Source organism: Rhodococcus quanlei, from assembly GCF_055231015.1.
The window spans coordinates 102,543-127,823 of the sequence record NZ_JBUYWD010000023.1; the positions used below are offsets into that span (position 1 = coordinate 102,543).

The 25,281-nt window shown below is 63.0% G+C and carries 20 protein-coding genes; 14 read left to right on the forward strand and 6 right to left on the reverse strand.

Going from position 1 to position 25,281, the window contains the following annotated elements; genetic code table 11:
- Nucleotides 1-2: 2 nt before the first annotated feature.
- The 3 genes from ACZI8Q_RS17100 to ACZI8Q_RS17110 are packed head-to-tail and all read right to left on the reverse strand — an operon-like array spanning nucleotide 3 to nucleotide 2,652.
- Nucleotides 3-1,160 (reverse strand): McrB family protein, encoded by a 1,158-nt coding sequence (locus tag ACZI8Q_RS17100; RefSeq protein ID WP_463374760.1) that lies wholly within the window; start codon nucleotides 1,158-1,160, stop codon nucleotides 3-5.
- 60 nt (nucleotides 1,161-1,220) lie between these two features.
- Nucleotides 1,221-1,814 carry a hypothetical protein gene (locus ACZI8Q_RS17105; protein WP_463374761.1) on the reverse strand — a complete coding sequence of 198 codons (594 nt, stop codon included), beginning with the start codon at nucleotides 1,812-1,814 and terminating at the stop codon, nucleotides 1,221-1,223.
- On the reverse strand, nucleotides 1,807-2,652 hold the full coding sequence (locus ACZI8Q_RS17110) for a DNA-methyltransferase (RefSeq protein ID WP_463374762.1): 846 nt from the start codon (nucleotides 2,650-2,652) through the stop codon (nucleotides 1,807-1,809). The genes ACZI8Q_RS17105 and ACZI8Q_RS17110 overlap by 8 nt, the downstream gene beginning before the upstream one ends.
- A gap of 262 nt (nucleotides 2,653-2,914) precedes the next feature.
- Between ACZI8Q_RS17110 and ACZI8Q_RS17115 the strand changes: the two genes are divergently transcribed.
- From ACZI8Q_RS17115 to ACZI8Q_RS17130, 4 genes are all read left to right on the forward strand, one after another.
- Nucleotides 2,915-3,247, forward strand: a complete 333-nt coding sequence (locus ACZI8Q_RS17115; protein WP_463374763.1) for a hypothetical protein — start codon at nucleotides 2,915-2,917, stop codon at nucleotides 3,245-3,247.
- 760 nt (nucleotides 3,248-4,007) lie between these two features.
- Nucleotides 4,008-4,667: a hypothetical protein gene (locus ACZI8Q_RS17120; protein ID WP_463374764.1), complete on the forward strand. Its 660-nt coding sequence runs from the start codon at nucleotides 4,008-4,010 to the stop codon at nucleotides 4,665-4,667.
- 89 nt (nucleotides 4,668-4,756) lie between these two features.
- Nucleotides 4,757-5,380 (forward strand): hypothetical protein, encoded by a 624-nt coding sequence (locus ACZI8Q_RS17125; protein WP_463374765.1) that lies wholly within the window; start codon nucleotides 4,757-4,759, stop codon nucleotides 5,378-5,380.
- Nucleotides 5,381-5,433: 53 nt separating this feature from the next.
- The gene (locus ACZI8Q_RS17130; RefSeq protein ID WP_463374766.1) at nucleotides 5,434-5,916 is read left to right on the forward strand and encodes a hypothetical protein; all 483 of its coding nucleotides are present in this window, start codon (nucleotides 5,434-5,436) and stop codon (nucleotides 5,914-5,916) included.
- Nucleotides 5,917-6,676: 760 nt separating this feature from the next.
- Here the strand turns inward: ACZI8Q_RS17130 and ACZI8Q_RS17135 are convergent.
- Nucleotides 6,677-7,855 carry a PucR family transcriptional regulator gene (locus ACZI8Q_RS17135; protein ID WP_463374767.1) on the reverse strand — a complete coding sequence of 393 codons (1,179 nt, stop codon included), beginning with the start codon at nucleotides 7,853-7,855 and terminating at the stop codon, nucleotides 6,677-6,679.
- 153 nt (nucleotides 7,856-8,008) lie between these two features.
- Between ACZI8Q_RS17135 and ACZI8Q_RS17140 the strand changes: the two genes are divergently transcribed.
- From ACZI8Q_RS17140 to brxL, 10 genes are all read left to right on the forward strand, one after another.
- A complete protein-coding gene (locus ACZI8Q_RS17140) occupies nucleotides 8,009-9,439 on the forward strand; it encodes a fatty acid desaturase (protein ID WP_463374768.1) in 1,431 nt (476 codons plus the stop codon).
- Nucleotides 9,436-9,630, forward strand: coding sequence for a ferredoxin (locus ACZI8Q_RS17145; protein ID WP_463374769.1), 195 nt, complete (start codon nucleotides 9,436-9,438; stop codon nucleotides 9,628-9,630). The genes ACZI8Q_RS17140 and ACZI8Q_RS17145 overlap by 4 nt, the downstream gene beginning before the upstream one ends.
- Before the next feature lie 3 nt (nucleotides 9,631-9,633).
- The gene (locus ACZI8Q_RS17150) at nucleotides 9,634-10,854 is read left to right on the forward strand and encodes an NAD(P)/FAD-dependent oxidoreductase (protein WP_463374770.1); all 1,221 of its coding nucleotides are present in this window, start codon (nucleotides 9,634-9,636) and stop codon (nucleotides 10,852-10,854) included.
- A gap of 33 nt (nucleotides 10,855-10,887) precedes the next feature.
- Nucleotides 10,888-11,169 (forward strand): hypothetical protein, encoded by a 282-nt coding sequence (locus ACZI8Q_RS17155; RefSeq protein ID WP_463374771.1) that lies wholly within the window; start codon nucleotides 10,888-10,890, stop codon nucleotides 11,167-11,169.
- A gap of 420 nt (nucleotides 11,170-11,589) precedes the next feature.
- On the forward strand, nucleotides 11,590-12,345 hold the full coding sequence (locus ACZI8Q_RS17160; protein WP_463374772.1) for a hypothetical protein: 756 nt from the start codon (nucleotides 11,590-11,592) through the stop codon (nucleotides 12,343-12,345).
- Nucleotides 12,346-12,434: 89 nt separating this feature from the next.
- Complete coding sequence (locus ACZI8Q_RS17165) at nucleotides 12,435-12,902, forward strand: BREX protein BrxB domain-containing protein (RefSeq protein WP_463374773.1); 468 nt, start codon at nucleotides 12,435-12,437, stop codon at nucleotides 12,900-12,902.
- Nucleotides 12,899-16,345: a BREX system P-loop protein BrxC gene (gene brxC, locus ACZI8Q_RS17170; RefSeq protein ID WP_463374774.1), complete on the forward strand. Its 3,447-nt coding sequence runs from the start codon at nucleotides 12,899-12,901 to the stop codon at nucleotides 16,343-16,345. Before ACZI8Q_RS17165 ends, brxC begins: the two co-directional genes overlap by 4 nt.
- Complete coding sequence (locus tag ACZI8Q_RS17175; protein WP_463374775.1) at nucleotides 16,345-19,515, forward strand: BREX-1 system adenine-specific DNA-methyltransferase PglX; 3,171 nt, start codon at nucleotides 16,345-16,347, stop codon at nucleotides 19,513-19,515. Before brxC ends, ACZI8Q_RS17175 begins: the two co-directional genes overlap by 1 nt.
- The gene (gene pglZ / locus ACZI8Q_RS17180) at nucleotides 19,512-21,851 is read left to right on the forward strand and encodes a BREX-1 system phosphatase PglZ type B (RefSeq protein WP_463374776.1); all 2,340 of its coding nucleotides are present in this window, start codon (nucleotides 19,512-19,514) and stop codon (nucleotides 21,849-21,851) included. The genes ACZI8Q_RS17175 and pglZ overlap by 4 nt, the downstream gene beginning before the upstream one ends.
- Nucleotides 21,848-23,905, forward strand: coding sequence for a protease Lon-related BREX system protein BrxL (gene brxL, locus ACZI8Q_RS17185; protein WP_463374777.1), 2,058 nt, complete (start codon nucleotides 21,848-21,850; stop codon nucleotides 23,903-23,905). The genes pglZ and brxL overlap by 4 nt, the downstream gene beginning before the upstream one ends.
- 228 nt (nucleotides 23,906-24,133) lie before the next feature.
- Here brxL and ACZI8Q_RS17190 read toward each other — a convergent pair whose 3' ends face one another.
- Together ACZI8Q_RS17190 and ACZI8Q_RS17195 are read right to left on the reverse strand one after the other, a co-directional pair.
- On the reverse strand, nucleotides 24,134-24,445 hold the full coding sequence (locus ACZI8Q_RS17190) for a hypothetical protein (RefSeq protein ID WP_463374778.1): 312 nt from the start codon (nucleotides 24,443-24,445) through the stop codon (nucleotides 24,134-24,136).
- Between the two features lie 22 nt (nucleotides 24,446-24,467).
- Nucleotides 24,468-25,281 (reverse strand): IS1634 family transposase (locus tag ACZI8Q_RS17195; protein WP_463374779.1); only part of this gene is annotated, 814 nt, incomplete at its 5' end.

The following is a 25,281-nucleotide window of genomic DNA, read 5'->3' on the forward strand; positions in this document are numbered from 1 at the left end:
TGTTACAGCCAGTAGGACGTGAAGCCGGTGTCATCCAGGCGTTGCTGCATTAGTGCCAGCCGCTCAGCGCACATGGGGAATCCAGAGGCGGTGGTCACGGCCTGGTCGGCGTCACCGTCGTTTTCAATGCTGCCGGTGCCTGTGTCACCGTTTGCCCACTTTGTCAGCGACCCCAGGACTCCACCGATAGCTGATCCGCTGCCTTGGATGCGCGGCAACACTTTCATCGTGATGGCAAGGTCGAGAGGGTCGACATACTCGCCGTCTGCCGTCACAAAAGACGTGCTGCTGGATCGGGCGTTCGCGCAGAAGAGTGCGATTTCGTCGCGAACGCGGTACCCGACTTGGAGTTGCGCTGCCGCGAGGTGTTCATTGATCGCGTTGAGCGCACCGATCACATCCAGTATCAGGGCGTCGTCGGGTTGGGGAAATTCCCCGAGTCCTTGGTACTGCTGTTCCCATTCTGATGCAGGCCACGTAGAGGCGTGCACCACGTCCTTAGTGGTTGCTACCGCGTTGAGGTCGATGTCGGAGAACTCGATGACAAATGCTCGGTCCAACACCTTCCGTGAGAAGCCGTGCGTCGTTTCGTCCATGTTGACTGAACCGACGAGGCACAAGTTCGATGGCCAGCACACTGTCGACCAGTCCACGTCGTCAACCTTGCCAGCAGCGGGCAGGAGAGGGTCGCTGCGCAAGTGTCCGTCCTGCCACTGCCTGTCCTCGAGTCTCGACAACACGTCGGCGAGGTAGTACTCGACCCGAGCAAGGTTCATTTCATCGAGTAGGACGAACTGCTGTTCGCTCGGATATTGCGAAGCGCGGTGGGCAGCACGCAGTAGTGGACCTGGGACGAACGTATCGTCCAGTCGGTGGTACCCGAGGAGGTCGCTGCTGTCGACCCAATCCGGTCGAACAGCAATCACCTCGATGGGCGTGGCGCCTGTTCCCTCTGCCACGAGCCGTGGCAACTTCGTCTTGCCCGTTCCCGAGATTCCAGCCAAGATGACGAACGGCTTCGTCCGGGCGGCTGTGACGAAACCGGCAACCTGCCACGGCTGGAATATGAATCCGCGCCCGGTGATGTACTCCACCAGAGCGGCAACCTGTGAATCAGTGTTACCGACAGCTATCCGGCTCACGGTTTCGGTCGTGCTCACGACAGTGTCGGGCAGGTAGTCCGCCGACGCTGCCCGCTTTGTGTCGAATGTAAGGGGCACTCAGACCACCGGCGTATGAGTGTCGAAGATGGCTTCCGCTTCATCTTTGCTTAGGCCGAGGTCATCGAGCATTGCCTCGACCAACTGCTCCTCCGTGGGCTCGTCATCGAAGCGTTCATCCAAGTCGGTATCGCGAAACCACCAGCAGGCAACGTCGATTGCGCGAGGCACTTCACCCTTGTTGATATGAACGAAAGCGGCGATCTGTGTCGGTTTGCGCAGAGGAACGAGCGTTACCTGGGCCGGACTGGTGTCAGGAACACGCTCAACTGGACTGTTCAATCTGCCGTGCCAATTCGGCACCGCGACCGCAGGGCCGTTGGAATCGTATTTAGGGCTCTTGAAGCCGCGCTTCCTATCACGAGTTGCGCCGAACGGAGAGAAGAACGGGGCGGCCATGCCAGTGACTTCAGCAACCTCCTCGATGGCCTGCATGAAATGCTCATCACGTAGGGACAGGGTGGCGTTGGCCTGACCGCTGAGCTTCATCGTCCGCCTGACTACCAGGTAATCCGACAAGTTGCTTTTCGCGCGACTTGTTCCAAGTCGATGGACCGCAGCTCGTAGCGTGTCCGCATCGAGGTAGCTACTCATTGAACTCCTCGTCGTCGTAGGGGACCGGCGTCGCTTCCTTAACAGTGTCTGTCGCGAGTTTGCAATACTCCGGGTTGAGGTCGATACCGATGGAACGGAACCCGTGGCGCCGCGCAAACGCCATGCTAGTTCCAGACCCGACGAACGGGTCAAGAACAATCCCATCTGGGGGTGTCGACCCAAGTATCGGGATACGAACCAGTTCCTCCGAGAACGCAGCGCGGTGCGTTCCGTTGCCTCGTGATGGCGCCACCCGCCACGTATCACTCGGCGGCAGAATCTTGCCCGCTGCGGTGGGCCGACCCACCGGCTTCTGGTCGAAGTAGTACCACCGGCTCTTCGTCATATGGAAGACATACTCATGTGAGGTGGAGCAGCGGTCTCGGACCTGGTCCGGTATCGGATTAGGTTTGATCCAAACGTTGTCGTTGCGTATCAACCAACCGAGGTCTTGCATTTCGATCGCGAACCGGTGAGGGATCAGTAGCAGCTGCTTTGGGCGAGCCCAGCGGCCGTCGCCGGGGAGGTCTTGCGGCCTGATGCCGAACCTTCGTGCGCCCTGCTTCAGTTCGGCACTGCGGTGCGCGCCTTTGCCGCTCCAGTATGTGTCGCCGAGGTTGACCCAAAGACTCCCGGTTTCCCGCAGCAATTGCCCGCACAGTTCGAATACCTCGACCAGCGAAGCGATGAATTCTTTGGGGGAGGGCTCGAGTCCGATTTGTCCATCTACACCGTAATCGCGTTGGCCGTAGAAGGGGGGCGAGGTGACGATGCAGTCAACCTTGATGCCTTCGTTGACCATGTGTTGAAGCGACTTGGTTACATCACCGTTGAACACGATTGAGTGTTCGTCGTGGTGGAACGCGTCTTTGACGAGGGACCGTCTGGTGAAGTCTTCTTGGCTGGTGGTCTCGGGGTGCAGCGCCCGGTTGGCAGGTGTGTCTTTGAGTCGGCCGTCCTTGTCACGCGAAGCCGAGTTCGGTGGTCGAGGCTGCCGCCGCTTCGGCTCCTTCACTAGACGCCCATCCAATCTGTCTACTACTGTTAACTTCGTATATAGAACTTAGTATGTACTACTGACAAAGTCTACGGGAGCATCTATGGACAGCGAGTCCATGAGAAGCGTGTCAAAGGGCCTCCTCGGCAACAAGCACAAATTGGAAGTCGTTGCCGCCATAGGCGATGCGCTCGATGACGGCTGTCAGGACTTCTACCCTCGGATGATCTCGAAGATGGTGCCCGAAGCTGCCGACAATCAAGTCAGCGCGGTCATCAAGCAACTGCAAGAAGGTGGATTACTCATACCGGTCGAGGATAAGGCCGACAAGCAGAGGCACCGCTTCCGAGCCCGAGAAACCACCTTCTGGGAATTCGGGCAAACCTTGCGACGGGAGTTCAGCGAAGCGGAGTGGAGTCCCGACAACCCCTCGTGATCGGCAGGTAGACTGACAGTCTTCCGAGTGGCACCCGCCTGGGTTGCCGGCCGTCCGTACGTGGCAGGGCAAATTGTTCGGCGTCGGCTACGTCGTGTGCTGGCTGATGCGCTTGTTAAGGGATGTTCCGACACTGTTCCAACTGCGCGCGGTGCGGGTCTGGCTGCTGTGATTCGCTGCCTTGACCGCCGCCGCTGTCCGCGTCGCTCCGCCGTTCAGGGCGATGGTCCCTGGCGGATTGCCTGTCCCATCGTCATGCCGCAACTTTACCCCGCTACATAGCGAGTAAACCGTTCCGCCGAGCGATGAGCACGACTTGAGGAACCGAGAGTTGGCGACGTGCCTGCCAGCAGCTGCCAGGCCCTCGAAGAAATTGCACGTGCGGTCTCGGCGCAGCGCGAGGCGCGAGCCAACCATGTATTACTGATTCGTGCTCTGGGCGTCGGCGACGTCAGCCAGCGGGGACGTCAGCCAGCGGGGCGGTAGCGCTACGCCGGAATCTCGATGCCAGATGGGCGCGGATCGACGGCATGGAAAACGAAGCTCGTGCCCGACGGCCGAATGGCTTGACCTGAGTCGACGGCTTCAACGGTCGCGTCGCGTTATGGTGCCATGGTGTCGATCGGGTCGGCCAGTGCGGGCATCCAATGTGTGACACGCCTGAGTCGTTCGCATAGGTGCACTGGCAGACTCTGGGCTGTGGATGCCGTAGCGCTAGCGGCTACTACACTTGGCGGACCGAAGCGAGGGGAGGTGGGGGGTGTCGAGCGATCCGTGGTCCCATGCGAACAAGGAGTGGCAGAAGACCCTCGATTTTGCGCGCGCACGGGGCTGGCCGACTCCTGAGACCGGTACCAGCCACGGGATAATCATCCTGAATTGCCCGGAGGCTGATCCCCGATGCAGGACCAAGATCTTCTCCACTGGCAACGGCACCGAGACCGTCGCCAAGACGACCCATCGCAAGGTGAGTAGATGTCCGCACGCTGTGCCAGCCAGCGCCCTGGACGAGATCGCGGACTGCCTGAATGCAGCAGAGCGACTCCTCAAGGCTGCTGAGACGGAACTGAAATACATCGAAGCGGAGCGTCACGCGAACGAGTTGCTGGAGCATGCGGACTCCACTCTCGGGCTAGCGGCGGAGGCGATCGACAAGCTCGAGAAGGAGTTCGAGGCGGCGGCAGACGAACAGCTCCAAGCTGAAGCAGCCCGCGACCAACACCGAGAAGCGATTCCTGAGGGCGGAGACGCCCACGACTGGCTCGGTGGTGCGGGAAGCAACATTCGCACTGCGGACCAGAAGCTGAGGGAAGTTCCGAAACGGCACGACGACTTTCAGAAGCTCAAGGACCGGGTCGAGCATCTGAAGGTTTGGCGTTCAGACCTGCAGGTTCGCTGGCAATCGGATGGTCACGCGTGATTCTGACCGCACTATCGATCACCATCACGATTTTTGGTTGGCATCTGCCAACTCGTGTGTCATAGTAGGCAAAAGAGAGGGGTGAGCGTATGGACCTGGAGATCGGTATCCGTGTTTCCGGGGTTGATTGGGATGCGCCAGAGGTCGAAACGATCGTTGTGGACAAGTTTCCGCAGATCGTGATCTCGGGCCACCAGCCGTGCGTGCTTATCGTCAATGTAGACGAGACCGATGCCGCTGCGGTCGTCGTTGAACTGGTCCGCAAAATGCAAGCAGCGCTGCCGAACCTGAAGGTGCACGGTGTGGACCGTGGCCTGGTGAACATTTCTGACATCGCGTTGCGTATCGGTGTGAGCCGTGAGGGTGCGCGCAAATGGACTCAGGTCGATGGCTTTCCGGAGGCGTTCGGCGCATTGGAATCATCGTCGATGTCGGTGTGGGCATGGACTGATGTTGTCTCCTGGCTACGCAAAGAGCGCAGCCTGGACATAGACGAGCAGTTGCCGAGCCTGCAGTTGATGACTCAGATCGAGAACTGCCTCATGAAAAATCCCGACCACACCACGACTCAGTGGCATCAGGTGTCCGGCGCGTTCTCAGCGCGTAGTGCGAGCCACGCACGAACTGTCACCGCGGCACAGCGCACCAGCGCTGGCCGCGCCCAGAGGGCCGCTTACCAGAGCGGCCTTGTGGGCGCGGCCAGCGGAATTTAGGCGACGGAGGAGTCGGACTTTTGATTGAACTCTGTGATGCGTCGACTGAAGGGGTGTCGCCCGAGCACGTTCGGGAGATCATCGATGCCACTCGTCCGCTGGAGGTTCGGGTCGACGAAGTGCACGCAGGCCCGGTTGGTCCCATCCGGCAATCCGAGTTTCAGGCGGAGCTAACTCCGGAAGATGCGGCCTTCGCCCTGATCGACGACGGCGCTGGACTGGCGGTGCGCCTGCAGCACACTCTGACATGCACAAACGGTGCGGTCGGGGACGAAGCGAGTGGCGATGAGCCACCGACGAAAATTACGGTTGTCCACCTGGTGCGTTTCGAGTGCATCGGTGATGCCCGAGTGTCGCCAGAAGCGATTTCAGCTTGGATCGAAACGAACGTCTACTTCATCGCCTACCCGTATGTCCGCCAGTTTTTCGCCAACATCACTGCGACTATGGGATTGCCTTCAGTCGTGCTCGGATACATGCAGCGTGACGAACGCCCCTTTTCGAATGCATCCCTTCTTGCGACAGAGTCGAACTGAACACACCACTCCCACCGGAGAATATCGCCGGGTTCCGGCACAAGAGTTGGGCGAATTCAGGGCACCATTGCGCGCCTTGCCGGCGACCCCCAACGCGGTCCCGGAGAGCGTGGCGGCGTGTGAGTCCCTTCCTGAACTCGCAGCGGTGTGCGCTGCGGAAGCGGAAGCACTTCCGACCAATCCGGGTACCGGCCGCTTTGTTGGTTATGGCGGGGCGCTCGACTGCGGTGCGCAGACTGCTGTACACGTGCAGAAGTAGCGCTAGCCGCATACCTTTAGCTTGAGGCGCTGAGACATTCTCGAGACCCGGCTGAATCCCAATAACTCGCGACGGTGTCGGGACCGCGCAGGCCGATATTCTCCCTGCCGAGCCGACGAGCGCCACGGTGTCGGCCGACGGATGATGGGCTGCCTGGTGAACACGTTGCGCCGCATCGGTTGGCAACGGGATCTGATTGGTCCAGCGGGGGTTGGTCCAGCGCGGGCAGTGCGCACACCGTCATTTGATTCAGTTTTGAACTATGGGCTAGCTCGGCGAGACGCATGGGATAGCGGTGTCAGTGGGTAGTGCATAGGCGGTGGTCAGGGGGTTTCGCAAACAGCCCACCACGAGCAGTTCCACGAACTGCGACACACGAGGTCACGAACTCGAAAGGGTTCGTGACCTTTGTGTTTGTCGGAAGATGCGGTGTCAGAGCGATATCGGTGGACATTCGCATCCTGCCGCCGAAAGATCCTGAACCAGTGTGATCACCAACGCTCACACCAGAAACGTCTCGTGGTAATCCAGAGCCAGTAGTAGGTCGCCGGCGCGCGTACGCAGGGTGCGCCCGAGCAGCCGTTCGGCCTGTTCCAGCCGGTAGCGCACGGTGTTCTTGTGGACGCCGAGCGTCGCCGCGACCTCGTCGGCGGGCCCGTCCGCGGTGAGCACCGCGTGCACCGTCTCGCGAAGGTGCGCCGCTGGCGGGTCGGCGAGCACACCGAGTGTCCGAAGGGTGAATCGCCGCGCGGCGTCCGGGCGGGAAGCCAAAATCGTCAACGCCATCACGTCGTCGTGGTCGGTGACCGCCGTCCGCCGACCGGGCGCGCATGCCACGGTCTCGGCGGCAGCCGCGTCGGTGTGTGCGTCGACGAAACCGGCCACACCGGGAGCCGGTCCGCCGACGGCGATCCGCACCCGATCCGGATCGATCCGCGCATCGCCGAGGCGGCCGGTGCCGCCGGTGAGCCAACCCCACACCTGCCGCCCGCCAGGACGCACAATCACCAGTCGGGCGCCGTTCGCTGCTCGGGCGACGTGGGTGAGGGCCGACTCCAGTTCGTCGACGGCTTCGGTGGTGACTGCGTGCGCTATCAGCGCCACGTGTTCGCTGGCGACCGGGTAACCGCCGAGCGCCGCCGACAATTCGTTTGTGCCGACCGTGTTTCCGGTGAGCAGTTCGGCGACTGTCTCGTAGCGGCGCCGATCCCCGCGTCGGCGCACGCGCTCGGATTCGGCCTGGTGGATCAGGACGGATTGTTCGACGGCCAGCCCGAACCAGCGTGTGGCTTTGGTCCAGAACCAGATCAACAGCTCTTCGCGCCCCTCCTCGATCGGCGCTTGCCCGACCACGTCGATCGCGAACGACCAGGTGGCCTCCTGTGCGAGCTGGTACACCTTGAGCAGCACCGGCAGGCCCAGGTGTCTGCGAGCCAATTCACCGGCAGCCTCGCCCGCGGAATCGACCAACACGAATTCGACATCTGGTCGCCACAGTTGGTCGAGAAAGGCCAGCCAGTGCTCCTCGACGGCCCGCTCGACGAGCGGGCGCAGATCGCCACGCACCTCCTCGACCTCGTCGACGATGGCGTCGACCGTGCGTTGGGTCCAGCGTGCGATCTCCGCCGGGTCGCGCTGCTGAGCCTCGAACTCGACGAGCCAGGCGGTCTGCTCGGACACCCGTCCCCCTTGTTTGTATTTTTTCACAATCCACGCGGCGACTTTCACCATTTCGACCGGTGACATGTGATCCACATCCCGCGCATTCTGACAACACCAGGTTATCCGGGACGACCAGCCACCCGGGCCGGACCTGAGATGCGAGGAGGAGCCATGACATCGCCCGACCTGTCCGCCAGCGGCACCGTCGCCGCCGAGAGCACCGAGCGGTGGCGGGACAAGAAACGCTACCTGTGGTTGATCGGCCTGGTCATACCGTCGCTGGCGTTCGTCGCCATCGGCATGTTCACCTTGACCGGGTGGACAGCGTTCTTGTGGACCGGACCGATCGTGATCTTCGTTATCGTCCCAGCGATCGACCTCCTGACCGGCTTGGACACGTCGAACCCGCCCGACGATGTCATCGAAGCGCTGGAAAAGGATCGCTACTACCGCTATCTCACCTTCGCGTTCCTGCCGTTGCAGCTCGCCGCGTTCGTACTGGCGATGTACCTCATCGCCACACAGGGTTGGCCGGTGATGGCGCAGGTCGGTCTGGCCATCTCCATCGGCATGGTCGGTGGCATCGGCATCAACACCGCCCACGAACTCGGCCACAAACGCGAGGCGCACGAACGTTGGCTGTCGAAGATCGCGCTGTCGCAGACCGCGTACGGGCACTTCTACATCGAGCACAACCGCGGCCACCACGTGCGGGTGTCGACCCCGGAGGACCCGGCGTCCTCACGTTTGGGTGAGAGTTTCTACCGCTTTTGGCCGCGCACCGTGTGGGGCTCGCTGCGGTCCGCGTGGAACCTCGAACGGAACCGGTACCGCCGCAAGGACATGCACCCGTTCCGTCTCGGTAACGACGTACTCAACGCCTGGTTGATGACGGCCGTGTTGTGGGGCGCGCTGCTGATCTGGCTGGGTATCGGCATACTGCCGTTCCTGATCCTGCAGGCGGTGGTGGGCTTTTCGCTACTCGAGGTCGTCAACTACCTCGAGCATTACGGGATGAAGCGCCGCAAGGTGAGCAAGGGTAAGCGGGTGCGCTACGAGCGGGTGCTGCCCGAGCACTCCTGGAACGCCAACAACATCGCCACCAACGTTCTGCTCTACCACCTGCAGCGGCACAGCGACCACCATGCCAACCCCACACGGCGCTACCAGACACTGCGTGACTACGAGGAGTCGCCGGTACTGCCCACCGGGTACGCCGGGATGATCCTCATCGCATTGATTCCGCCGGTATGGAAACGGGTGATGGACCCGAAGGTGGTCGCGCACTACGACGGCGACATCCGGTTGGCGAACGTCGCCCCGGGCAAGTTCGACAAGTTGGTCCGCCGTTACCCGCTGCCCGTCGACGCCGAAGAACCGAGCAGTTTCGGTACCGACACCGCACGCCAGAACACCGGCGACCAGGTCGCGGCGGCACGCTGCCCCGGTTGCGCGTACGTCTACGAGGTTGCGGTCGGCAACGAAGCGGAAGGCTTCCCGGCCGGAACCCCGTGGTCGCAGATCCCCGACAACTGGACCTGCCCGGACTGTGGGGTCCGCGACAAGGTCGATTTCATCGCATTGGAGGAGTCCACGCTATGAGTCACATCCACGCAGATCACGCACTGTGCGACGGCATCGGAATGTGCGAAGCCCAGGCCGACGAGTACTTCATGGTCGGGGACGACGGATTCGTCGAGGTCCAGAAGGGCGAGGTGCCCGAGTCCGATCGGGCCGTTGTCTCTGCCGCGGTGGCATCGTGCCCCGTCGCCGCACTTCGCTTGGAGGGATGAACGATGGATTCTTCGGTGACTTGGCGCCCACCCGCTGCGTCTGCCGGTACCGGGCACCTGGTGGTACTCGGTACCGGACTGGCCGGCATCCGTGCCGCCGAAAGTGCCCGCGCCGCAGGACATACGGGACCCTTGACCGTCCTCGGGGTGGAATCGCACGCGCCCTACGACCGGCCACCATTGTCGAAGACTTTGCTGGAGGTCGAGGGGTCGACCGAGTTGCCGTCCCTGCGCGACCACCAGGCCCTCGCATCTTTGGATGCCGATCTGCGGACCGGGTCCGCGGCGACCGGGTTGGACGTTGCAAACCGTGTTGTGCACACTGTCGCCGGACCGGTGGGCTATGACGCACTGGTCATCGCCACCGGTGCGCGAGCGCGGAACCTTCCCGGCTTCGCATACGACACCGACGTGCTCACCTTGCGTAGCTACACCGATGCCCTGGCCGTGCGTCGTGCATTGGAGACGGTACGGACCCTCGTTGTGCTCGGCAGTGGCTTCATCGGCTCCGAGGTCGCATCTGCCGCTCGCGCCCGAGGAATCGATGTCACGATCGTCGAAGCGGCACCGCAGCCGTTGGCGCGTGCAGTCGGGCCTGTAGCGGGAGCGCAGCTATCGCGTGTGCACGCCGACGCGGACGTCCCCATCCTCTGCGGCGTCGCGGCCACAGCCCCGCAATTCGAGGAGGGGCGCCTGTGTGCAGTTCATCTCGCGGACGGACGCGAACTGCCGGCGGATGCCGTGTTCGTCGGTGTCGGTTCGGTGCCGGACACCTCGTGGTTGCGCACCGGGCCGGGTGCCGGAATTGCGCTCGATCCCGTGTCCGGTGCAGTGCAGTGCGATCGTGAACTCGCCACCACGGCGCCTGGGGTGTTTGCCGCCGGGGACGTCGCAGCGGTTGCCGGGGCCCACGGCCAGCACTGGATGGCCGCCGCCGACCAGGGCCGGATCGCGGGCGCGAACGCTGCGGGCCATATCGCAGACGGAGATGCCACCCGGGAACGCTTCAACGCTGTCCTGTTCGCGTGGTCGACCTGGCATGGTCGGCGCATACAGATCGTCGGCGATACCGCGAATGCGGACGAAGTCGACGACGGTGAAGGGTTGGTGACGTGTATGCGCGACGGCCAGGTGGTCGGGTGTGTCGGGATCGATAGACCGGCAGACGTTGCACGGGTGCGGCGCACCTTGATGCGTGGACTGAAGGCCGCCGCGGCCGTGTAGTCGTATTGCGTTCGGGGAAGAAGGATTCTGGCGATGTCGCGCCGGAAGGTACTGCAGGGCGTCGACGAAGGCGATGCGGATCGATTCGCGTTCGATCACATCGACCGCGGCATCCAAGATCGGTTCGAACCACGGGATTGCGTGGTCCTCGATCAGCTCGTCCGAGGCGTGGGCGCCGGCGTCGCCGAGCCCGGTGGGCAGCGGACGCCGTGTTTGTCCCGTCTTCACGTTCAACGGGGCCGTCTCGTTATCGGTCACCTGCGCGGACGCAGACGTGGCATTGTGGCTGGCACAGTCGAGCGCACGGTGTATTGAGGTATCAACTATGGGACGGCGTTCAGGTGTACGTGGGACGGCGCCAGCTAAGGTCACGGATCAAGTGGTGGTCACACGGTTTCGCAAACAGCCCAACACATGTAGTTCCACGAACTGCGACACAAAGATCACGGACTCTATCGAGTTCGTGACCTTTGTGGTTGTGGTCGAACTATCGGACTTGTGGTGGTGTTGGAAAGGGGGCGAGGGCATGTGAACCCTGGCATGCCTTCGCTCGGCGGATTTCCTGCGGCGGCATTCAGTCCGGTTGGGGCTGGCAGTTTGCATGCGAAACACCGGGCCTCCTGGCAGCCGATATCAGGACATTCCACTATTGTTCAGTTCGGGGCTCAGCCCGTCTCCGAGTTCTCATTCCTGCGTACAGGAGTGATCTGGTTACACGTGGGAGTTGGTCGAAGGATGCCTGTTTCGGATGCCCCGGGAGGACAGCTTGCCCTGGGGTCGTTGCGCACCACGGCGAGCCATACTATCGCTGTCCCGCACCTCATCGAGTTGCTTCGAGCAGTGCCGGCAGACGCACCCCAGGGGGGCTACCGCGAGGCAGTCGTCGACGACAACGTGCTCGGCCGACCTACGCAGGCTGGGCGTCAACGCTCGTTCCGCCATCTGCGCGAACTCTACTTCCTTGATCCCTTACGGCCGGAATTCGCGGCGCTGCGACGACTCTGGGATGTTGACGCCGCAGCCCAGCCCCTCATGGCCGGCATCTTGGCCTTCACGAGGGACGGCATCCTCCGCGCCTCATTCCCGGCTATCCAGCAGGCACCCCCGGGGACGATCGTCACCTCCGACGACCTCACGAAGGCCGTGACCGCCGTCTATGGTGCTGGCCTCTCCGAGTCGACGCTCGGCAAGACGGGGCGGAACACGGGCGCTTGCTGGACCCAGACAGGTCATCTCGCCGGACGAACGAAGAAAGTCCGCCAGACGGTCGAATCGTTCCCGGCCGCTATTGCCTTCGCTGCCTACCTCGGACATCTGGCGGCCAACCGCGGCATCGGTGTTCTGGATACTCCCTGGTCAGCCTTGCTCGATCTTCGGGGCGGAGGGGCTCTTGATGCTCTGCGCACCGCCCATACCCAGGGACTCGTCGATCTCCTTGTCGCGGGCAACGTGGTCGACGTCAGTTTTCCGATCATCGACGGGACCCGCTGATGAGTCGGGTATCGGACCTCGTGGATGCTTATGCCGGGGAGCTGAGCCTCCCGTGGCGCTCAGGACTCTCCGGCGGGGAACGCGTATGGATGCTCGTCTATCCGCCGGACATGGAGCGTGCCATGCGCGCAGCCCTCCCGCGCCTGGAGCTGGTCACAGGCCAAGGGGGTCATGACTGGACCCTTATCGACATCACCGATGAGCTCGGCCGCTGGCTCGCTTCACATCGGCATGCCGAGGCCTTCTTCGAGGAACCCAGTGACCTCACTCCCTCGATTATCGACAAGTTCGAAACAGAACTCGTCAAGAATATTCGTGAGCAACTGTCCGCCGCACCTGAAGGCAACGTGGTGGCACTCGTAGGGATCGGATCAATCTTCCCCTTCCTTCGTGCGTCGAGCGTGATCAAAGCAATCGACGACAAAGTGAGCGGGCGGCTTCTCGTCTTGTTCCCTGGCCTTCACGATCCCGAGACCCACTCATTCCGTTTGCTGGATGCTCGGGATGGTTTCAACTACCGCGCTCGCGTTATCGACCCGCAGAAGGACATCGCGTGACCATCAACAACGAACTCTTCACCCGCCGGCCGCTAGACTTCGAGATCCCGAACGACGGTGTGACGAACGTTGACCGGCCGGACGACTCGAACCAGTGGAAGGTCCTGGACTACGAACTCACGAGCTTTGTGTGCGAAGGAGAGTACGAACACGGCCTCGAGCGCATCCTCGACTCCTATCTTCGTCACCGGAGTAGCACGACCCAGCCGGCGGTCTGGGTGTCCGGCTTCTACGGCAGCGGCAAGTCGCACTTGGTGCGGGTACTCCAACACCTGTGGGCTGACACCGCTCTCCCGTCCGGCGCGTCTGCCCGCGGGCTGGCCAGCCCGCCACAGGGCATCAAGGACCAGCTCGTCGAACTCTCCACGGTCGGCAAGCGCGACGGTGTCGCCCCGTGGTCGGCCGCTGGTGCGCTCGATCGGAGCGGCGACACGCTCAATGCGGTCTTTCTTGCCATTGTGCTTGGGGCGGCTTGTCTTCCCACCCGCGTCGAGCCAGCGCAGGTCGCGCTCTGGCTGGCAGGCAAGGGCGATCTGGACGCCGTGCGCGCTCACGTCGAGGCGAACGGTGCGGATTTCATCGAGGAGCTCAGCGAGTACAACCTCAGCACCCGACTTGCGGATGCCATTCTTGCTGTCGATCCGAGCTTCGCTTCGAGCGGCGCGGAGGTCAGGAAGGCTCTGCGCAGCCAGTTCCCACCCGAGTCGACCCCGAACATGGACGGGACGATCACTCTTCTCCGCAAGGTTCTCCAGCACGTTGGTGGCGGGGCAATCCCTCCGACGTTGATCGTTCTGGATGAGGTCCAACAGTACATCAGCGGAGATGGCGGCCGCGCGATGGAGGTGCAAAACCTCGTTGAGTCGGTCTCCCGGGAACTTGAAGGCCGAGTCCTTCTCGTGGCGACCGGTCAGCAGGAACTCACCGCCGACGCCACCCTGCAGAAGATTCAGGATCGCTTCACGGTCAAGGTCGTGTTGAAGAACCAGGACGTTGACGCTGTCGTCCGCCGAGTTCTTCTCAACAAGGAGCCCGCCGAGCGCTCAACGCTCGAGAAGACGCTCGCCGATGTTGCCGGCCAGATCTCTCGCCAGCTTGTTGGCAGTAAGGTTCAGCACACGGCTCAGGATGACAAGGATCTGCCCGAGGATTACCCGTTGCTCCCCAGTCGCCGACGGTTCTGGGAGGGCGTCCTGCGCCAGGCCGACGCGGGTCGAGCCGGACAACTGCGGTCACAGCTTCGCATCGTGCACGACGCCAACCGGCTGGTTGCCAACAAGCCTGTCGGAACTGTCGTCGGTGCCGACTACCTGTATTCGGCGAAACACGAGGACCTCAACGGTGCCGGACTGCTGCTCAAGGAGACCCAGCGCTTGATTCACGAGCAGGGGCAGAAAGAGCCACTGCGAGGCCGGATCCTCGGGCTAATTCACCTGATCAGCCTGCTGCCGACCACTCCTCCCGGTGATATCGGCGTCCGCGCCACGGTTGACCATCTGGTCGACCTGCTCGTCGAGGATCTGGCCAACGACGGAACCGCTCTTCGCCAGGAGATCCCTGAGGTACTGGCTGCCCTGACCGAAGCGGGCATCCTCCAGCAGGATGGTGACGAGTACCGACTTCAGACGGCTGCCGGCCGGATGTGGGACGAGGCATTCCGAAGGCACTCCGCTCAGCTCACCGACAGCGAGATCAGCACTGAGCGCGACACCAGAATGCGCGGAGAAGTCGAGAAGGCGTTGCCGGTCTCCGTCCCACAAGGCAAGGCGAAGGTCGCGCGAAAACTCGGCCTGCACACCGACAGCTCACCGCCGGCCGCCTCCGACACGATCCCGGTGTGGCTCCGTTCGGAGTGGGACGACGGCACAACGGCCAAGCAGTTCGAGGATCTGGCACGGGGTCTCGGCTCTGATTCGCCAGTCGTCCTCGTACACCTCCCGAGAGTTCAAGCCCAGGCGTTCACCGCGGCGTTGCGCAACCAGATGGCTGCACAGCGCACCCTCGATCAGCAGGGAATCCCGCAGGACGATGAAGGTAGGCAGGCAAGGCGAGCGATGGAGTCTCGGCTCTCGCGTGCCCAGGGACGGGTCAGCGACCACATCCGGGACGTCTTGTCCAAGGCGGGTGTTCAGCTCGGCGGAGGTTCTGCGCCGACGGGGACAGTGTTGCGAGACCGCATCGAGAACGGCGCTCAGTCAGCAGCCACGCGCCTCTTCAGCAAGTTCGACGTAGCCGATGACGCTCGATGGAACCAAGTGATCGACCGGATCAAGAAGGGCTCCGGTGCGGACGCGCTCAAGGCGGTCGGGTACGAGGCCAGTCCCGAGCAGCATCCCGTGGTCAAGGAGATCCTCGGCCGGATCGGTGGTGCCGGCACTCCAGCGAGCGAAGTGGAAAAGGCGGTTCTGTCTGCTCAATTCGGGTGGCCGCGTGATGCCCTCGTGGGAGCGATCGGTGTGCTGCTCGACAACGGACTCGTCCGAGCCGCGATCAACGGGTCCGACGCGTCGACAAGCCAGGTTCTCTCTCTGGCCCGTCTCGGCACCGTGAATTTGAGGCGCGAGTCCACGGTCTTGAAGGCTGCCGAGAAGATCGCCGCTCGGAGCCTGCTAGGCAAGCTCGGCGTGACCGCGGACAACGATTCGCTTGTCCCCGGTGCCGAGCAGGCCGTCAGCGGGCTCGCTCAGCGGGCTGATTCGATCGGCGGTCCTGCACCCCTTCCCGACATTGCATTTCCAGCCAGCATCGTGCAGGTCAAAAGCGCGTCTGGCAACGACCGCGTTCATGCCCTCCTGGCAGCGAAGAACGAGCTGACCGACTTCGCGGATCGCCTCGACGCGCTCGAGAAGCGGCGCCCGTCCAGACTCAATGCTCTGGCAACGGCCCACGCACTGTCGAGTGCCGCTACGAACCTCGGTAGTGCCACCGCAACTCGAACGCGGTTGGAGGCATTCGAGCAGACGCGCGAACTCCTCTCGGACACGGACCAGATCAGTCCGATCGCAACCGACCTCGCAAGTGCCGTGCGCGAATCGGTGAGCCGGGCGGCTGAGGCTGTGGAGCAAGCTCGGCTGGCCGCTGTCGATGGGTTGGGGCATCAGTCAGCATGGGTTGCCCTTGACTCCGACAGGCAGCAGCAGCTCCTGAACGAGCACAGCCTGGCCCCAGAGGACAAGCCTGAGTTGGGCGATACGGATGCAGTCCTGAAGGCAGTCCAACAGAGGCCGTTGGCGTCGTGGGATGCCGTTCTCGATGCGGTGCCGGCTCGGGCTGCGAAGGTGCTGGAGGCCGCGGTTCGGCTGACGGCGCCGAAGGCGGGCACCGTCGCCTTGCCCACAGCCACGATCAGCAGCGCCGAGGACGTCGAAACGTATCTCTCGGGCCTTCGGTCGAAGCTGACCGAGGCACTTTCCGAACACGACACAGTGGTGGTGAAGGGTTGATGGGCGTCGAAGTTCTTAACAGCGGCCAACGGAACCACCTTGACCGCGCTGTGCAACAAGCCCGAACCGCAGCTGAGCAGGCCGCTGCCGATGTCTTGCTCGCGCTTGCGGTGGCCGAGCCGAGTCGCCCGGCGTATCTGAGCGACGATGACAACTCCCTTCGCCTTGCTCTTCGGGAGAAGGCACGCCAGCTCGGTGACGACACCTCACCCAGCGGTGCCGACCTAACCAACCTGGTGCGTGAGGTTGCCTACGAGCAGTGGCACCGGTTGCTCTTCGCACGGTTCCTCGAAGTCAACGGACTGCTTCGCCATCCCGAGTTTCGCGACACCTCTTTGACCTTCGACGACTGTGCGGATCTCGCCGACGACCTGGGCGAACCCGACAGCTGGTCTGTGGCAGCTCGATTCGCCTCGGAGATTCTTCCGGGTGTCTTCCGGCTAGACGACCCGGCTGTCCAAGTGCGCTTTGCGACCGAGCACCGCCTCGAACTGGAGAAGATCCTCCTCAGCCTTCCGCCGGAGGTATTCGTCACCGAGGACGCTCTTGGCTGGGTCTACCAGTTCTGGCAGACCGCAGAGAAGAAGCGGGTCACCGACTCCGGTATCAGGATCAGCGGAGCGGACCTGTCGCCCGTCACACAGTTGTTCACCGAGAACTACATGGTCCGCTTCCTGCTGGAGAACTCGCTCGGTGCGTGGTGGGCCGCTCGTCATCCGGATTCTCCACTGGTCGACTCCTGGGAGTACCTGCGCCGACTCGGTGATGGTGCTCCTGCCTCCGGGACTTTCGAGGAGTGGCCCGCAACCGCGGCGGAGGTCACGGTCATGGACCCGTGCTGCGGCTCCGGCCACTTTCTCATCGCGATGTTCGGGATGCTCTGGCGGATGCGAGCCGAGGAGGAGGGCTTGTCCCCGGCGGGTGCACAGGATGCCGTGCTGCGCGACAACCTCCACGGTCTCGAGCTGGATCACCGATGCACCCAGATTGCCACCTTCAACGTGGCGCTGGAAGCATGGAAGCAGGGAGGATTCCGAGATCTTCCTGCGCCGCAGATCGCCTGCTCGGGAGTGCCGGTTCGAGGTACGCGTTCGGAGTGGGAAGCACTCGCAGGCGATGATGATGAGCTGCGGAAAGTCATGACCCACCTTCATGGCCTTTTCCGTGAGGCTGATTCTCTCGGATCGCTAGTTAACCCACAGCCAGCGGTGAATCGAGATGGTGGTCTGTTCGGTCGAGACCTAAGCATTGGGGTCGCGTGGGATGAGGTCCGCAGCCTCCTTGCGAAGGCGATCGGAAGTGAACAGCGAATTGGCTCGATCCTGGGTCAGGCCGCGGACGATGTTGTGCACTCGGCTGGTCTCCTAGGACGTGCATATGTACTCGCAGCGACAAACCCGCCCTTCCTCTCCGCAAGCCGTCAAGCCGATAGTCTGAAGGACTACACAAAGGAGAGTGATAGTGCAGCGAGTGGAAACCTCGCCTACTCAATGTGGCGACGCTGGAGCGGATCGAGTCGCGCGTTCGTTGTGCCGCAAAACTGGCGCTTCCAGGTCTCGTACGCTGGGCTGCGCAAAGAAATGCTCATTGAGAATGAACGGCATCTGGTCGCTGCGCTCGGCGTCGACGGTTTCACGACAAGCATGTGGGATTTTCATACGGACTTGGTTGTTTCGAGTGCAAGTTCTGCTCGCACGATCGTCGCTGTAGACGCTTCCTCGGGCGACACGCCCGCTGAGGTCGGTGCCTTGCTCGCCGGCAAGCCGCTGACTGAAGTGTCGGCCGACAGCCAGATCGCAAACCCTGATCATCGGGTCGCGATGAAAGCCATCGACGGCTCCGCTCTCCTTTCGGCTGTTGCGAAGTCTGTTCAAGGGATCGCGACGGGTGACAACCCTCAGTACATCCGGAAGATGTGGGAAATTCCTCTTCCTCACGAGCACTTTCGGTTGCTGCAAAGTTCAGTCGGCCAAACAGCTCCGTTCAGTGGACGGGACCAGGTCATCTGGTGGGAACTTGGTGGTGGCTGGGTTCCGAGCGAACGCGCAGGAATCAAGGGGTCTGCAGCATGGGGGAAACCAGGGGTTGCCGTATCACAAATGGGGGCGCTACCTGTCACGCGCTACACCGGCGAGATTTTCGACATGAACACCGCGGTTGTGTTCCCGCACGACGCCGCAGATCTGCCGGCCCTTTGGGCGTATCTTTCGAGTGATGAGTACGTCCGAGACATTCGTGAAGTGGACTCAAAACTCAATGTTACGAACGCGACTTTAGTCAAGGTGCGGTTCGATCGAGAACGCTGGGCAGCCGAGGCTGCCGCGGCCGGGCCATTGCCAACGCCCTCCTCGATCGACCCGACTCAGTGGCTCTTCGATGGCGAGCTTCCTCACTCGAGCCAGCCGCTCCAAGTCGCTGTTGCGCGTTTGCTCGGCTACCGCTGGCCCGATGAAAAGCCCGATGAGATCGACCAGTTCGCTGACAGTGACGGCATTGCCGCTTTACAGTCGCTTCCCGGGGAGCCCGACCTCGCCACTCGCTTACGCGAACTTCTTGCTGCTGCGTTCGGAGTCAGGTGGTCGAGTGCGCTTGAGCGGACGCTGGTCAGCGAAGCCGGGGGGAAGAACGGGCGCCTGGAGGACTGGCTTCGGGACACCTTCTTCACGCAACATGTCAAGGTCTTCGACAACCGTCCCTTCCTGTGGCACATCTGGGATGGTCGCAAGGACGGCTTCTCGGCAGTGGTCAACTACCACCGGCTCGACCACCGCACCTTAGAAAAGCTCACCTTCACCTCGCTCGGCGCGTGGATCGAGCGGCAGAAGCACGAGGCCGCTGCTGGTCGCGCCGGCGCCGACACGCGCCTCGCAGCGGCGGAGACCCTGCAGGAGAAACTCAAGTTGATCCTCGACGGCGCGCCGCCGCACGACGTCTATGTCCGCTGGAAGGAGTTGCACGAGCAGCCGATTGGGTGGAATCCCGATCTCGTCGACGGCGTGCGGCTCAACGTCCGCCCCTTCGTGACGGCAGGGGTGTTGCGGTCCAAAGTCAACGTCCACTGGAAGAAGGACCGGGGCAAGAACGCTGACGGTTCGGAGCGCATCAACGACCTCCACCCGACTTTGGAGGAGCGTCGGCAGGCGCGGCGGCAGGCTGGGGTGAAGCCGTGAGCGATGTTCGAGCTGTCGTCGCGCACGCACTCCGTGAGACCGCCGAGTACAACGCAGAATCCAGCATCCCGCCGGCGGCCGTCTTCTGGCCTGACCCGGACCGTGCGTGGGAGTCGGTGATCAGCCTCCTACAAGAAGCTGCACCGATCCTCGTACTCGGCGAATACGACTCGGCCAAGGCGCAGGGGCCTGCGATTTGGATTCGAGCAGTACTGTCCGCATCCGAGTCAGTCGAACTCCCCCCACATCTGGCCGCACACAACGATCAAAACCCTTGGGTGATCTACCTTCCCGGGCACAGCCGAAGCTCATTGTCCGACGTCACAGCTCTCGATCCCGCCGTGTCACCTCTCGCGGAGGCGGTACTTCGCTCGAACTGGTGGCCGTCAGCGCACAGCCATGCCGCGTGGACGCCGCATTCATTCCTGGGCTCGAAGAACGGAGCCGGCCTCGACATGGCAGGCGACGCCAAGACCAAGTCTGCGCTGACGAGTGTGCTTGACCGTCTCCTCGCAGAGGACGTCGATGAACTGCGCCGCATGGGGCGTCTCGATGCATCGCGCCTGCACTCGCTTGTGATGACGGACAGTGTTCGCGTCCTCCTGGAGTGGCTCGACGACCCGGAGGGCACGCAGCAGGCACTTGAAGGCGCTCGCTGGAAAGCCTTCGTCGCGGCGTGCCATTCGACCTACGGATTCGATCCCGCGAAAGACGGACAGCTCACCGCTGCCGCGCGTCTCGGCGCTCGCGAGGGCGCCTGGGGTGATGTATGGGCTCGTTTCGCCGACAATCCGCGTCGCTATCCGAGCCTTCCAGCCGTCTTGGACAAGGCTCGTCCGGATGGCGACCTCTTCGGTAGCACGGACCCACACCCTGACTCGTGGCCATCGTGGAACCAGGAACAGGAGGACCAACTTCGCAAAGGACTCGCAGACCTGGACAAACAGAACGACCTCGGCCAGGTTCGCACAGTGGTCAGCGAACTCGCTGCCGCGCATCTGCGGCGAGAAGAGAGTGTCTGGGCGGAGCTCGAGCAGGCGCCGTTGGCCCGGGCGACGGGATACCTCGCGGAGTTGGCCGAGTTGTCGATGACGCCTGCGCCCGCCGGCGACGTGAAGGCGCAGACAGTGTGGTACTCGGCCGAGGGTTACAAGGTCGATGACCTGGCGTTGCGTGCCATCGCTGCGGCGACGACAGCATCGGATCGCGACGCCGTGTGCAAGGCACTCAAGGGAATCTACGGGACGTGGGTCGAGGCGACAGCGCGCACCTTCCAGGCGGCAGCGGTGGCTGGATACCCAGGCGAGACCGGACTCGACGTCCCCGCCGGTACATGCGTCGTCTTCGTTGACGCACTACGCTTCGACCTCGCACAGCGACTTGCCAAACGTCTGGCATCGTTCGAGGTTTCAGTTTCGCCGAGGCTCGCGGCGTTCCCCACGGTGACCCCGACCGGACAACCTGCCGTTGCACCCGTGGCGGCCAGTTTCGGTGCTGGGCCAGCGTTCGACGCGGCGGATTCTGAAGGGCGCTCGGTGAAGGGCCAGGTCTTCCGGTCGGCCATGTCGGAGGCCGGGGTGCAGTACCTCGACTGGAAGGCGGCCGAGAGCGGCGACATCAACAAGATCGGGTGGACGCAGACCAACACGATTGACGCGCTTGGTCACGATCATGGCCATGCCCTTGCCGACATGCTCGACCAACAGCTCGACCTCGTGGCGGAACGCGTTCAGGGCCTCCTAGCAGCCGGATGGCGGCGCGTGGTGGTGGTAACCGACCACGGCTTCTTGATGCCCGCCGCGGCAGCCTTCAAGGTGAATCTGCCGCTCGCGGTCACCGAAGGCGACGCCTCGCGCAAGCCACGGGTTGCCCGGCTGAAGGCGGGCGCTTCTCGACCCGACTTCCCGATCGTGCCTTGGACGTGGGACAGCTCGGTCGAGATGGTAAGCGCCCCGGGTGCCGCGGCCTTCGAGGCGGGAACGATCTACGACCACGGCGGCTTGAGCCCTCAGGAATGCGTCATTCCCGTCATCGAGATCTCCGCTGGCGCGGGCACGTCCGGCCCTACACAGATCGAGGGCATCCGCTGGACCGGCCAACGCTGCCGCATCGACTTCGAGCCTCCCGAGGCCGACGTCAGCGCGGAAGTCCGTCTCGCGCCCGCCGATCCCTCGACCACGGTCGGTGGCCCGAAGTCGCCCTCGGAGCCCGGCGAAATCAAGGTGCTCGTCGACGAAGACGAGGCCGCCGAGGGGGCAACGGCCTACGTCGTCCTCCTCTCTGCAGATGGCCTCGTCGTCGCACAACGTCATACGACGGTAGGGGGGACCGCATGACCGACACGATCACGCTCGATTCGATTGACGAACTCGCAGCGTCGGCATTCGAGGGCTATGTAGTACGCAAGGATCTCGCGCAGCAGTTCAAGGGCGCATACCCCGTGCCGACCTACGTCGGCGAGTTCCTCATCGGTCGATACTGCGCCACCACCGATCCTGAAGAAATCGAAGAGGGCCTACAAGTCGTCCGCCGATTACTCTCGGATCGAACGGTTCGCGCCGGCGAAGAAGAACTCTTCAAATCCCGCGCCCGCGAACGTACGACGATCAAGCTCATCGACCTCGTCAAGGCGCGCCTGGACGCGAAGTCGAACGTCTACGTCGCCGAGCTGCCCAGCCTGGGCCTCAAGGACGTCCGCATCGACGATGCGGTCGTGCGCGATCACGAGCGCATGCTGACAGGCGGCTTCTACGCCGAGGTCGACCTCTCCTACGACGCGGTCATCGCGGACGAAAGCAACGGCAAGCCCTTCGCCATCGGGTCCCTTCGTCCTATCCAGCTCTCCACCCGCGACTCACTGGAGCGACTGGCCGAAGGCCGCTCCCGATTCTCGACCGAACAGTGGAAGCACCTCCTGCTCCGCTCCGTGGGTTTCGAGCCTGAACAACTCTCGGCCCGCGAACAGGACGTCTTGCTGCTGCGCATGATCCCGTTCGTGCAGCGCAACTTCAACATGGTTGAACTTGGCCCCCGCGGCACCGGTAAATCGCACCTCTTCCAGCAGGTCTCGCCGTACGCCCACCTCATCTCAGGTGGCAAGGCCACCGTGGCCCGCATGTTCGTCAACAATGCGACGGGGCAGCGCGGACTCGTGGCGCAGTTCGACGTCGTCTGCTTCGACGAGGTCTCTGGTGTCTCCTTCGATCAGAAGGACGGCGTCAACATCATGAAAGGCTACATGGAGTCCGGCGAGTTCTCACGGGGACGCGAGTCCATCCGTGCAGATGGCTCGATCGTGCTCGTCGGCAACTTCGACGTCGACGTCGCGCACCAGCAGCGGATCGGCCATCTGCTCTCCCCGCTGCCGCCCGAGATGCGCGACGACACCGCATTTATGGACCGCATCCATGCCTACCTGCCCGGCTGGGACGTCCCAAAGCTGAACCCCTCGTACTTCACCCATCACTTCGGCCTCGTCAGCGACTTCCTCTCCGAGTGCTGGTCACACCTGCGGACGCAGTCGCGGCTGGCGTCGATCCAAGGGCGCGTCAACTACTCGGACGCCCTGTCAGGGCGTGATCTCTCAGCTGTCAACAAGACGGTCGACGGCCTTCTCAAACTGCTCTCTCCGGACGCTGAGGCGTCGATCTCCGACGAGGACCTGGAGTGGGCTGTTCGGATCGCACTCGAGTGCCGCCGGCGCGTGAAGGAGCAGCAACGCCGCATCGGCGCAGCCGAGTTCCGCAACACGCAATTCGGCTACCGGATCGGTGAGGGCGTCGAGCAGTTCGTCTCGACTCCGGAGCTCGCCAGCCCGGATTCCATCGGACTGGATCCCTTGCCGCCGGGGCAGGTGTGGGCAATCGCCGAGGGAGGCGGTGAAGTTGGTCCTGGCCTCTACCGGATCGAAGCCGCCGACACTCCGGGCGCCGGCACCAGAGGCCTCCTCAACCAGGCTGCACCGGCACCGCTTCGCGAGAGTTTCAAGGTCGCCGAGCAGAATCTCGTCGCTCAGGCGCGCGCCATTGTGGGAGACCGTGACCCTCGCGAGCACAACCTGACCGCGCAGGTTCGTGCTCTCGATGCTGCGAAGAGTGGGGCCGGTCTCGGTCTGCCGATTCTTCTCGCGCTTGCTTCGGCCATGCTCCAGCGGTCCGTTCGTGGCGGCTTGATCGCGGTTGGCAACCTATCGCTCGGAGGCGGTGTAGAGACCGTCCATAACGCGGCTGCTCTCGCCGAACACGCGATGGAGAAGGGCTCAACCGCCCTGTTACTCCCGGTGTCCGCACGCAGACAGCTACTTGACGTCAGCGACGAGGTCGCGACGAAGGTCTCGTTCCTCTTCTACAGCGACGCCCAAGACGCCCTCGTGAAGGCGCTCGATGAGTGACTGCAGCGACTCAGCGATGTGGTCAGCACAGCTCAGGGCCCTACGGAAGTCTATTATTAACACGGTGCCCGAGGTTGCCCGCTCGGCCGCACCCTGCACGCCCATTCCGGTGGCGACGGGCGTCTGCCGCATTCTGTACGGGCAGTGCACCCGACGGCGAGTGAGTGTCGATTCTTCCGTCCTCGCTGACTGCGTGGAACATGCAAGTGCCAGCGAAAGGTGCCAGGCTCACCTGGATTCGGCCTTGGACTCGTCGCACTTGAGCCAGAACAAATCTCGCAGGCGGTACCGAGTGGTGTGATCGAGGTCGTACACTCCGAGCGCTTCGGATGCATCCTGAAGGAGAGCCCGATCAATTTCGGGTGGGATCTGGCGATGTGTTGAGGTCATGGTGGACGTCAGCTGGTCGATGTCCTGGGCTGTGGCGCTTTCGAGGATCGATTTGACGACTCTGTCGGTGATCGCATCGAGCGCGACCTCGGTCGCGTCGTCGTCATATCCGGGGAGTACATGCGATGCCCCATCTGTCCTGACTTGCACAGATTTAGTGTGCCAACGCTGACTACGAATGTGGGATGTTCAGGTCGGTGAGGATGGCCGTGGCATCGGCGGTGATGGGGTCGGTGGCGGTGTGCGGGTGGCCTGCGATGGTCAGCCTGATTTCCTGCAGCGGGCGCAAGGTCTTCACGATGTGCCCGATCGAGGCCCCGGTCTCGTCTTGCAGGTAGCGGGCGACGGCGAGTGCGGTGAACACGACTGTGAGGTGCGCGTCGATCGCCTCTCGGGTGTGGTGGAACATCGGCCGCGCTCTCAGGTCGGTTTTCGACATCCGGAACGACTGCTCGACGTGCCAGAGGTCGTGATACTTGCCGATGACCTCGGCCGATCCCATGATCGTGGCGGGCAGGTTGGTGGATGTAGCCCTTGAGCCCGACCAGCGATCGGGCTCGCTCGATGCTCGCGGTGTCGAGGCTGCGCCCTTTGGCTGTGGACACGGACGAACCGGGTGGACTTTGGGGCTTTGGTTGTCGCGGACGGCGCGTCGTTTCGAGTACTTCCAGACCGCCCGCCACGACTTCGAATGAGTATCGGGGCGCCAGACCGGCTCGGCGCGGTGTCGGACGTTGTTGACGGTGCTCTTCGCGTGCCGGGGTGTGACCGTGTCGATGATCTGCCCGTCGGTGAAAACGTCTCCATTCCAATGAAAATGAGAGGCGAGATCGCCCGGAGCCTTGGTGACGCGGGAGCCGACGATGAACTTGAGCCCGGCCTCGTCGAGAGACTTGAGGTTGGTTGCGGAGAGCATGCCGGCGTCGGCGGCGATCACCATCTCCACCCCGGCGATGTCGTGCCGTTCTTGGAACTGGCGCACGATG